Consider the following 12,364-nt stretch of genomic DNA (forward strand, 5'->3'; position numbering starts at 1 on the left):
GCCTTTTGCTCAAATTTATGTTAGAAAAAGACAACACTATTGAAGTTCTTGGTGCAAGAGTTCATAATCTAAAAAATATAGACATTTCAATTCCGCGTGAAAAACTGGTAGTAATTACCGGTCTGTCGGGCTCGGGAAAATCATCTTTGGCATTTGATACTATTTATGCCGAAGGACAGCGTCGCTATGTAGAAACTTTTTCGGCTTATGCCAGACAGTTCCTTGGAGGCCTGGAGCGTCCCGATGTAGATAAAATCGACGGACTTTCACCCGTAATTGCTATTGAACAAAAAACAACCAGTAAAAGTCCGCGCTCGACTGTTGGAACTATTACCGAAATCTACGATTTCCTAAGACTTCTTTACGCCAGAGGTGCCGACGCGTACAGCTACAATACGGGAGAAAAAATGGTTTCTTATTCTGACGAGCAAATCAAAGATTTGATCATACAGGATTTTAACGGAAAACGCATCAATATATTAGCTCCTGTAATTAAGGCCAGAAAAGGTCATTATGCAGAGTTGTTCCAGCAAATTACCAAGCAAGGTTTTCTAAAAGTACGTGTCAATGGTGAAGTTCAGGATTTAGTTTCCGGAATGAAACTAGACCGTTACAAAACGCACGATATTGAAATTGTAGTCGACAGAATGCTGATTGAAAATACTGAAGACAATCAGAAACGTCTTTCTGAAAGCATCAATACGGCGATGCATCATGGAGAAAACGTCTTGATGATTTTGGATCAGGATACTAATGAAGTACGTTATTTCAGTAGAAACCTGATGTGCCCTTCGACGGGTATTTCGTATCAAAATCCCGAACCTAATTTATTCTCCTTCAACTCTCCGAAAGGAGCGTGCCCACATTGTAACGGCTTAGGAACGGTACACGAAATCAATGTCAAAAAAATTATTCCAAATCCGAAATTATCAATTAAAGCGGGAGGTTTTGCTCCGCTTGGCGAATACAAATCTTCCTGGATATTTAAACAATTAGAAGTTATTGGTGAAAAGTATGGTTTTAAAATAACGGATCCTATTGAGAAAATTTCTGAAGAAGCCATGAATACAATTCTACATGGCGGAAAGGAGAAATTCACCGTAAATTCTAAAGACCTTGGCGTAACCCGTGATTATAAAATAGATTTTGAAGGAATTTCTCATTTCATCAAAAATCAGTATGACGAAAGTGCCTCTACCACTATCAAACGTTGGGCAAAAGATTTCATGGACGAAGTTAATTGTCCCGTTTGCGAAGGATCCCGTCTGAAAAAGGAAGCTCTGTTTTTTAAGATTAATGAAAAAAACATCACCGATTTGTGTGATATGGATATTTCTGATTTAACCACCTGGTTCCTTGATTTACATACACATCTGACTGACAAACAACTTCTGATTGCTTCAGAAGTCGTTAAAGAAATCAAGGATCGTTTAAACTTCCTGATGAATGTTGGTTTGAATTATCTGGCTTTAAGCCGAAGTTCAAAATCACTTTCGGGAGGCGAAGCGCAGCGTATCCGTCTGGCAACTCAAATTGGATCACAACTGGTGGGTGTTTTGTATATTCTGGATGAACCAAGTATTGGTTTGCATCAGAGAGATAATGAAAAATTGATTAAATCACTAGAACAATTACGTGATATCGGGAACTCGGTTATTGTGGTTGAACATGATAAAGACATGATCGAAACTGCCGATTATGTAATTGACATTGGTCCAAAAGCTGGTAAATATGGTGGTGAAATCATTAGCATTGGAACTCCAAAAGAAACCTTAAAATCTAATACTATTACCGCTCAATACCTGAACGGTAAAATGAAACTTGAGATTCCGAAGGAACGTCGTAAAGGAAACGGTAAATCACTAAAACTTACAGGAGCGACCGGAAACAACCTGAAAAATGTTTCTATCGAATTGCCTTTAGGACAATTGATTTGCGTGACAGGTGTTTCAGGGAGTGGAAAATCAACTTTGATTAACGAAACACTCTATCCTATTTTAAACGCTTACTATTTTAATGGTGTTAAAAAACCACAACCGTATAAAAAAATTGAGGGATTAGAACATATCGATAAAGTAATTGATATCGACCAGAGTCCGATTGGAAGAACTCCGCGTTCGAATCCGGCGACCTATACCGAAGTTTTTACAGAGATTAGAAACCTGTTTACTATGACTTCCGAAAGTATGATTCGTGGTTATAAAGCAGGGCGTTTTAGTTTTAACGTAAAAGGCGGACGCTGCGAAACCTGCGAAGGATCTGGGGTTAGAACTATCGAAATGAACTTTTTACCAGATGTCTACGTAGAATGTGAAACCTGTCAGGGCAAGCGTTTTAACAGAGAAACACTGGAAATTCGATACAAAGGAAAATCAATTTCAGATGTTTTAAACATGACCGTTGATGAGGCAGTTCCATTTTTCGAAAACATTCCCAAAATCTATCGAAAAGTAAAAACTATTCAGGATGTTGGATTGGGATATATTACACTCGGACAACAAAGCACAACATTATCCGGTGGAGAAGCACAACGTATCAAACTGGCTGGTGAGTTATCCAAAAAAGATACTGGGAACACCTTTTATATTCTGGACGAACCTACGACTGGATTGCATTTTGAAGACATTCGTGTTTTGATGGACGTGATTAATAAATTGGTAGACAAAGGAAATACAATCCTGGTAATCGAACACAATATGGACGTGATTAAACTTGCCGATTATATTATAGATATTGGCCCTGAAGGTGGAAAAGGCGGCGGACAATTAATTGCCAAGGGAACTCCGGAAGAAGTTGCGAAAAGCAAGAAAAGTTATACCGCTAAATTTTTGAAAAAGGAATTAGAATAATAAAATCATTGTCAGGGTTTGTAACTTTGGCAATGATTTTTCTTTTATCAATTGATATAATTGCAGAAAATACTATTGACCGAACCTACGGTTCTATCTATTATTTCGTTTGATTTATATGACGGATTAAAATCCGTCTCTACAAAATGGATCGAGCCGATGGCTCTACTTGCGTGGAAAAAGAAATTCCGCAGGAATTATATTTTTATTTCAACGAATTTAAATTCGTTGAAATAAAAAATCACATCAAAACAAGTTCCAAAGGAACGACCAATTTATGCAACAGATTTTAATTCGTTGAAATAAAAAAACCATCGCAGAAGAGAGTTCCATCGGAACGATATATATTTATCCGTAAATCAAAACCTTTCCAGACAAGATAAAGAATAGCCACAAAATTCTCTCAATTTACTGATAATGAACAACAACTTATCAAGCCCTTTTATTTAGATGCTATATTTAAATTAATAAATTTTATTTTTTGCCCCAATTCACAAAAAAAGGCTTAATTTAGCTAGCCTTTTTGTCAAAATCTCAAATTTTGACAGTGCTTTTTTTGATAGAAAAACAACCACTCGATCGAAAATATGTAAAAAACAGGCACCGCTCTTTTGTCCATGCTAAAAAGAGAACAATTTTAAAAAAATATAAATTATAAAATACCTAAAATGAGATTAGAAGATTTTGATAATGACGAGGATAAAGTAATTCAGGACCGTTTAAAACAAAAAACGTGGAATGAAATCAGAACGAATGACAGCTGGGCGATTTTTAAAATCATGGCTGAATTTGTAAACGGTTACGAAAGTATGGGGCGTATTGGTCCATGTGTATCAATTTTCGGTTCGGCAAGAACAAAACCAGAAGACAAATACTATTTATTAGCCGAGAAAATTGCTTATAAAATCAGCAAAGCAGGTTACGGAGTAATCACAGGAGGTGGTCCCGGAATCATGGAAGCTGGAAACAAAGGAGCTCACTTAGGAGGTGGAACTTCAGTTGGACTAAACATCGAATTGCCTTTTGAGCAACATTTCAATCCTTATATCGACCACGATAAAAACCTTAATTTCGATTATTTCTTTGTGAGAAAAGTAATGTTCGTAAAATATTCTCAAGGTTTTGTGGTAATGCCGGGAGGTTTTGGAACTCTTGATGAAATGTTCGAAGCCATCACTTTGATTCAAACTAAAAAAATTGGAAAATTTCCAATTATACTAGTTGGAGTTGAATTCTGGTCAGGATTAATCGAATGGGTTAAAACTGTACTGGTAGAAAAAATGCACACGGTTAGCCCTGAAGATTTAAACTTATTTAAAATTGTAGATACTGAAGACGAAGTAGTTGATGTATTGGATAAATTCTACAAAAAGTACGATTTGAGCCCAAATTTCTAATAGAGACATCTGTCTTTTAAACGAATTTGAAAATTTAAATTTCGCACTTAGCCGTTAAAAACTGAGACAAATATAGTACTGTATATGATTCAGTTAAATAAAATACTACAAAAATTAAAAGCTGTTTTTTAAACAGCTTTTTTTATACTATTTTTACAAAAAACCAGAATCATTATTTACTTGTGAGTTTATTTATAATTTTAATCATTTGCTCTATCCTTGAAATCTTTTTATAAAATTATATTCTATCTTTTTGTTCTATTAAGCTCGATAAAACAATATGCACAACATCAGTCTAAGATGGAAGTCGCTGTTAACATAGAACTCAAAACCCTGAATATCAAACAGGATATCACATATCACAACACTTCAAATGATTCTTTGATTTCAATAGTTCTTAACGATTGGAACAATGCTTTTTCTGATAAAAACACACCATTAGCCAGACGATTTTCTGATGAATTTTACAGAGGTTTCCACTTAGCAAAAACTTCTGAAAGAGGGAGCACAACTGTTTTGAGTCTTACTGATTCAGACAATTCCGCACTTGAATGGGAAAGAACTGGAAAAAATCCCGATTATATCGTAGTAAAACTAAATAAAAAATTACGTCCGGGTGAAAAAATTGACTTGCACTTAATTTATATTACTAAAATTCCAAGTGACAAATTTACTCGTTATGGTTTTGATCAAAATGGAGGAATGAATTTAAAAGACTGGTTCATAACTCCTGCCCGTTTTGAAAATCACCGTTTTATGAAATACGACAATTTCAATTTGGACGATATTGCCAATGCAAGTACAGATTATGAACTTGAAATAAAAATACCCAACCAGTATGCTATAACGACTGATTTGAATCCGGTTTCGGAAGATACTACTAACTCTTCCTTTAAAACGTACCAGTTCTCAGGAAAAAACAGAACTGATTTCAGTCTGTTTATCGAAAAACAAAATGGTTTCACAAGTTACGATAACGGATCGCTTGAGGTACTTACAAATCTTAAAAACAAAAGACTTACCGAAATTCAGAGTGCGATTATCATCAATAAAGTAGTCACTTTTGCGAACTCTTTTATTGGAAAGTATCCACACCAAAGAATCACTGTTTCTCAGGTAGATTACGATCGAAATCCATTCTACGGACTGAACCAGCTGCCTTCGTTTATCAGTCCGTTTTCAGACGAATTTGTTTTTGAAATTACATTCCTAAAAACCTATCTGAATAACTACCTTAAAAACAGTCTGCGTCTGGACCCCAGAAAAGACAACTGGGTTTATGACGGGATTCAGATTTATGCGATGATGAAGTACATCGAAGAAAATCATCTGGATCAAAAAATGCTTGGAAGGCTCTCTGACATGAAACTCTTTTCTGGTTTTAACATCACTAATTTGACTTTCAACGAGCAATACAGCTATTACTATATGTTAATGGCTCGTAAAAATCTGGATCAGCCGCTAGGAGATCCAAAAAATACCTTAATAAAATTTAACGAACAAATTGCGAGTAAATATCGTGCAGGTTTAAGTCTTAGCTATTTAGATGATTATTTAAATCACAATATTGTACCCGAAAGTGTGCAGGAATTCTACGATTTAAACAAAACGGAACAGACTAACCGATACGATTTAGAAAAAATACTAACCAAAAAAAGTCCAAAAAAGATTGACTGGTTTTTTAACACCATTATAGGATCACGTGACATCATTGATTATAAGTTCACCCATGTTTCTAGAACGAAAGACACTGTCGCTTTTCGAATTAAAAACAGAACCGGTATCTATGCTCCTATTCCTATATATGGAATTAATAAAAATGAAGTTGTTTTTAAAGAATGGGTCGAACCTAAAACTGCCGATTCAACCTATATTTTTGAAAGAAAAAATGCTGACAAAATTGTCATCAACTATGACAATGAGGTTCCGGAATACAACCAAAGAAACAATTGGAGGTCCATAAAAAGTTTGGTTATTACTAATCGTCCTATCAAATTTAATTTTGCCAAAGATCTCGAAGATCCTTATTACAATCAAATTTTATACATACCGACTCTAAATTATAACTATTACGACGGTCTGACTCCCGGTATGCGTCTTCACAACAAAACAATTTTAGACAAACCTTTTACGTTTGATATCGAACCGGCTTATTCCATTAATGCGAAAACTTTTTCCGGTTCTTCCTCATTTTCCTGGAATCAATACTACCGAAACAGCACCTTATATAATGTACGCTATTCGTTAAGCCAAAATTATTACCACTACGCTCCTGATGCCACCTATTTGAGGCTGAATCCGATGGTACAGTTTAGAATACGTGAAGAAAATTTCAGAGATAACCGAAAACAACTGATCATGTTCAGGCAGGTTATTGTAAATCGCGAAGCAAGTACTTACATCAAAGACAATTCCACTCCAAATTATTCTGTTTTTAATGCCCGTTACGTTAACACAAAAATGGAGCTGGTAAATCATTTTAATTTTATGACGGATGTTCAGTTCTCAGGAAAATTTGGAAAAGTAGCTGCAGAAATTGAATACAGAAGACTTTTTGAAAACAATCGCAAACTAAATTTAAGATTGTACGCCGGAAGTTTTTTATACAATCGAACAAACTCTGATTATTTTAGTTTTGGTTTAGACCGACCGTCTGATTATATGTTTGACTACAATTTTTTCGGCAGATCAGAAAGTACCGGAATTTTCAGTCAGCAATATATAATAGCCGAAGGTGGTTTTAAATCTAAAATAGCACCAAGATATGCCAATCAATGGATGGCTACCCTAAATGCGAGCTATGCTATTTGGAACTGGATTGAGGTTTACGGAGACGTAGGTTTAATGAGAAGCAAGCATCAAAGTGAAAATTTTAGATATGATAGTGGTATCCGGTTAAATTTAGTTCCGGATTATTTTGAATTATACTTTCCGGTTTATTCTAATAACGGATGGGAGATTTCGCAAAATAAATACAGTGAAAAAATACGATTTATCGTCACATTTTCACCAAAAACATTACTTAATCTTTTTACTAGAAAATGGCTTTAATCGAATGAATTAGTTATAAAAACATAAATTATTCTCACTAAAAAAACAAAAAAACTAAATATCACTTAAAAAACACGCCCTGTTTTAGCAATTTAATTACATATAATTAAATTATATTTACTTTAATGAATTATGATTATTGATACTTTTTAATTATTTTTGCTCCGAAACATTACCCATTTGAGATTATGATTAAAGAAAAAAATAATACTACACTTACTTTCGAAGATTTCAAAACTGAAGTAATGAACGACTATAAAATTGCGGTTACGAGCCGTGAATGTAGTCTTTTAGGACGTAAAGAGGTATTGACTGGGAAAGCCAAATTTGGAATATTTGGAGACGGTAAAGAAGTTCCGCAACTTGCTATGGCGAAAGCCTTCAAAAATGGAGATTTTCGTTCCGGATACTACCGCGATCAGACTTTTATGATGGCTATTGGCGAATTGACTCCAAAACAGTTTTTCGCAGGTTTATACGGTCATACCGATTTAGATTTTGATCCAATGTCTGCCGGAAGACAAATGGGAGGACACTTTGTAACACATAGTTTAAACGAAGACGGCTCCTGGAAAGATTTAACAAAACAAAAAAATTCAAGCGCAGATATATCTCCTACAGCCGGGCAAATGCCAAGGTTATTAGGATTGGCTCAGGCTTCCAAAATCTACAGAAATGTTGACGGAATTACTATTAAAGATAAATTTACAGTAGACGGAAATGAAGTTGCCTGGGGAACTATTGGAAATGCCAGTACATCTGAAGGCTTGTTCTTTGAAACTATAAACGCTGCGGGAGTTCTACAAGTTCCAATGGTAATGAGTGTTTGGGATGATGAATACGGAATTTCGGTTCACGCCAGACATCAGACCACAAAAGAAAATATTTCTGAGATCTTAAAAGGATACCAACGTGATGAGGATTCCAAAGGTTATGAAATTTTCAGAGTTAAAGGCTGGGATTATGCTGAATTGGTTTCGACCTACGAAAGAGCCGGTGCTATTGCACGTGAAGAACATATTCCGGTTTTAATTCACGTAAACGAATTAACACAACCGCAAGGACATTCTACTTCTGGTTCACACGAACGTTATAAAAACGCAGAGAGACTGGCTTGGGAAAAAGATTTTGACTGTATCCGCCAAATGCGTCTGTGGATGATTGCCATCAACATTGCATCTCCGGAAGAATTAGCTGAAATTGATTTTGACTTGAAAAAAGAGGTTCTTGAAGCTAAAAAAGAGGCTTGGAATTCTTTCATCAATCCAATTATTGAAGATCAGAAAAATCTGTTGGCTTTATTAGGACAAATTGCTGAAGCCAGCATCAATCATAAAGAAAGAATACAAAAATATATTTCGGAATTAAGCGCTATCAAATCACCTTTAAAAAAGGAAATGCTTGCCATAGCAAGAAAGATATTGCGTTTTATTGAAGTGCCAAACAGTAAGGTTTTATTATCCAACTGGATTACAAATTATATTGAAATTACACAACCAAGATTCAGCAGTAACTTATACTCTGATTCTGATTTAAATGTATTTTCAGTTGAAAAAGTACTTCCAAAATACGCCGAAGACGCGAAAGCAGACCTGGACGGAAGAATGATTTTACGTGATAACTTTGATGCCTTGTTTACCAAATATCCGGAGACTTTGATTTTTGGTGAGGATGTTGGAAACATTGGTGACGTAAATCAGGGATTGGAAGGTATGCAGGAAAAATACGGAGAACTTCGTGTTGCCGATATCGGAATCCGTGAAGCTACCATTATTGGTCAGGGAATTGGAATGGCTTTAAGAGGTCTGCGTCCGATTGCTGAGATTCAATATTTAGATTATTTACTATATGCCATCCAAATCATGAGCGATGATTTGGCAACATTACAATACAGAACGGTAGGAAAGCAGAAAGCACCGTTAATCATCAGAACCCGCGGACACCGTTTAGAAGGTATCTGGCATTCAGGTTCTCCAATGGGAATGATTATTAATGCCATTCGTGGTATTCACGTTTTGGTTCCAAGAAACATGACTCAGGCTGCAGGATTCTACAACACCCTTTTAGAATGTGATGAACCGGCTTTAGTAATCGAATGTTTGAACGGTTACCGTTTAAAAGAAAAAACACCTTTAAACTTTGGTGAATTCAAAACGCCGATCGGTGTAGTTGAAACCTTAAAAGAAGGTTCAGATATTACGCTTGTTTCTTACGGATCTACTTTAAGATTAGTAGAGCAGGCTGCTGTTGAATTGTTAGATTTAGGCATTGACTGTGAAGTTATCGACATTCAGTCTCTTCTTCCTTTTGACATCAATAAGGATATTGTAAAAAGTATCGCCAAAACCAACCGTTTGCTTGTAATTGACGAAGATGTTCCTGGTGGAGCTTCAGCGTTTATTTTACAGCAAATTATGGAAGAACAGGATGCCTACCACCATTTAGACAGTAAACCGCAAACGCTTGCTGCAAAAGAACACAGACCGGCTTACGGAACTGATGGTGACTATTTCTCAAAACCTTCTGCAGAAGATATTTTTGAAAAAGTCTACAGCATGATGCACGAAGTTAACCCTTCTAAATACCCAGCTTTATACTAAGAATTTAGCTCATTATACAAAAACTCCCCAAAAGAAAATATTTCGTTTGGGGAGTTTTTTTTTAGTTTCAGGTTTGAAGTTTCAAGTTTCAAGTTTCAGGTTTGAAGTTTCAGGTTTCAAGTTTCAGGTTTCAAGTTTCAGGTTTCAGGTTTCAGGTTTCAGGTTTCAGGTTTGAAGTTTCAGGTTCCACATCTCACATTTTACATCTCACATTTCACAAGCTTCCTGCTTAACCCGCCTCGATCAAATATCCTTTAAAATAGCTCTTGCTTTTTCTAAATCCTCGGCAGTATCAATTCCGATTCCGACATGAGTGGTTTCTACCATTTTAATACGTTTCCCGAATTCTAAATAACGTAATTGTTCTAATTTTTCAGAAGCTTCTAAAGATTTCATCGGCAGACTGTAAAAATCCAATAAAGCCTGTTTTCTAAAAGCATAAATTCCAATGTGTTGGAAATAACGTACCCCAGCATCTTTATCTCTTGGATACGGAATTACTGATCTCGAAAAATACAAAGCAAACTGCGACTGATCGACCACCACTTTTACATTATTCGGATTGTTAATTTCAGTTTCATCGGTAATCTCACGCATTAAAGATGCCAGATCTATTTTGCGTTCTCTATCGTCTTTAAACACAGACAAAACCTGTTCTAAAGGTCCGGCTTCAGTAAAAGGTTCATCTCCTTGTACATTTACCACAATATCAACATCAAGACCCGCAACCGCTTCTGCAATTCGATCACTTCCCGATTCATGTTCTTTAATACTCCTAATAGCTTTCCCGCCCTGATTTACAATTTCATTATAAATTAAATCGGAATCAGTTACCACAAATACATCGTCAAATAATTTTGTAGCGACGGTTGCCTCATACGTTCTTAAAATCACGGTTTTTCCTCCTAAATCCTGCATTAGTTTAGCAGGAAAACGTGTTGATGCATATCGTGCCGGAATTACAGCTATAATCTTCATTTTATTTTTCTTTTATAAACTTCTAAACAAATGTAACTATTCAAAACTAATAAGTTTAAAAAAAATATTCATTGTCGCAATTTACAAATCTGAAGAACAGCCCCTTAAAAAATATATTATATTTATCAGAAAAAACCACTATGAAAAAACACCTGATTTTGCCCTTGCTTTTGTTAAACTTAACTTTTATTCCCTCGGCCTTCTGCCAAAAAAAATCTACTATAAACAATGCCTTTACAGATCGTATTTTCAACGGACAGGGGTATCAGCCTACTTCCAGCCTGAAATGGAAATTCAAAACCGATGGTAAAATTTTCTCCTCTCCGGTTGCAAAAAACGGTATTGTTTATATTGGCAGCGAAGATGGTTTTCTTTACGCTATTGAAGAAAACTCAGGCAAAACAAAGTGGAAATTCAAAACTAACGGAGCTATCCACAGTACTCCCGGTATCTTTGAAAATACTATTTTCTTTGGAAGTTTTGACGGAAATTATTACGCGGTAAACACTCAAAACGGGAAATTAATCTGGAAATTTAAAACCGGTGGAGAACATTGGTTTGGAGAAAAAGGCATATTTGGACTGAAGCCGGAAACCCAATACATGGAAGATTTATGGAGTTTTTATCTTTCGTCTCCTGTAGTTTACAAAAAAGAAAAACAAGCTGTTGTGTTATTTGGCAGTAGTGACGGGAATGTTTATTCGCTGGATGCCAAAACAGGAAGTTTAAAATGGAAATTTAAAACCAACGGGCCTGTACACGGAACTCCGGTAATCGATCAGAATAAAATTTACGTTGGCGGCTGGGATGCTGTTCTATACGCCTTAAACATAGAAACCGGTAAGGAGATCTGGCGCTTTGCAACAGGAACAAAACCAGGTTTTAAAGGAATCCAATCGTCGGCAGCTGTTGCAGATGGAAAAGTCTTTTTTGGAGCCAGAGAACCATTCTTCTTTGCTCTTGAAGCCGAAACCGGAAAATTGGTTTGGAAATACGATGCCGAAAATTCCTGGGTTTTAAGTACTGCAGTTATTCAGAATAATACGGTTTATGTAGGAACTTCAGACACCTATGCCCTACTGGCTCTAGATGCCAGAAATGGCGCCGAAAAATATCGATTTAAAACGAATGGCTACATCTATGATTCTCCCGCTATAGCCGGAAGTACAATTTATTTTGGTGATTTTACAGGCAATTTCTTTAGTCTGGACCTTCTTTCTAACGGGAAAAAATCTAAAACCATAAGTACTGAGAACCGTAAGCAATTTGCTGCTTCTGTCTTAAAAAATGATTTATTAGATTCTGGTCACGCTGCGCACTATACAGACCTTTCTATATATGAAAACAATAAAAAAGCAATGGATGAATTGTACAAACTGGGATCGATTGTTTCTTCGCCATTTATCAGCAACAATACGGTCTACTTCGGAAGTGCCGACGGTTATCTGTATGCGTATAACTTAGAAAAAGAATCATAAATTAGGATACC

General features: G+C 35.8%; 6 protein-coding genes. 5 read left to right on the plus strand and 1 reads right to left on the minus strand.

Annotation, left to right across the window (positions count from 1 at the left end):
- The first annotated feature begins 17 nt into the window (after positions 1-17).
- From uvrA to C245_RS0111015, 4 genes are all read left to right on the plus strand, one after another.
- Positions 18-2,849, plus strand: coding sequence for an excinuclease ABC subunit UvrA (gene uvrA / locus C245_RS0110995; RefSeq protein ID WP_017496651.1), 2,832 nt, complete (start codon positions 18-20; stop codon positions 2,847-2,849).
- 668 nt (positions 2,850-3,517) lie between these two features.
- On the plus strand, positions 3,518-4,246 hold the full coding sequence (locus C245_RS0111005; RefSeq protein ID WP_017496653.1) for a TIGR00730 family Rossman fold protein: 729 nt from the start codon (positions 3,518-3,520) through the stop codon (positions 4,244-4,246).
- Positions 4,247-4,546: 300 nt separating this feature from the next.
- Positions 4,547-7,297, plus strand: a complete 2,751-nt coding sequence (locus C245_RS0111010) for an aminopeptidase N (protein WP_017496654.1) — start codon at positions 4,547-4,549, stop codon at positions 7,295-7,297.
- A gap of 188 nt (positions 7,298-7,485) precedes the next feature.
- Positions 7,486-9,897, plus strand: a complete 2,412-nt coding sequence (locus C245_RS0111015; RefSeq protein WP_017496655.1) for a thiamine pyrophosphate-dependent enzyme — start codon at positions 7,486-7,488, stop codon at positions 9,895-9,897.
- Positions 9,898-10,140: 243 nt separating this feature from the next.
- Here the strand turns inward: C245_RS0111015 and kdsB are convergent, their stop codons facing one another.
- Entirely contained in the window at positions 10,141-10,875 is a 735-nt protein-coding gene (gene kdsB / locus C245_RS0111020; protein ID WP_017496656.1) for a 3-deoxy-manno-octulosonate cytidylyltransferase, read from the minus strand.
- Between the two features lie 140 nt (positions 10,876-11,015).
- Between kdsB and C245_RS0111025 the strand changes: the two genes are divergently transcribed.
- A complete protein-coding gene (locus C245_RS0111025) occupies positions 11,016-12,353 on the plus strand; it encodes a PQQ-binding-like beta-propeller repeat protein (protein WP_017496657.1) in 1,338 nt (445 codons plus the stop codon).
- Positions 12,354-12,364: the final 11 nt, after the last annotated feature.

Source organism: Flavobacterium sp. WG21 (assembly GCF_000335775.1).
GTDB lineage: Bacteria > Bacteroidota > Bacteroidia > Flavobacteriales > Flavobacteriaceae > Flavobacterium > Flavobacterium tructae.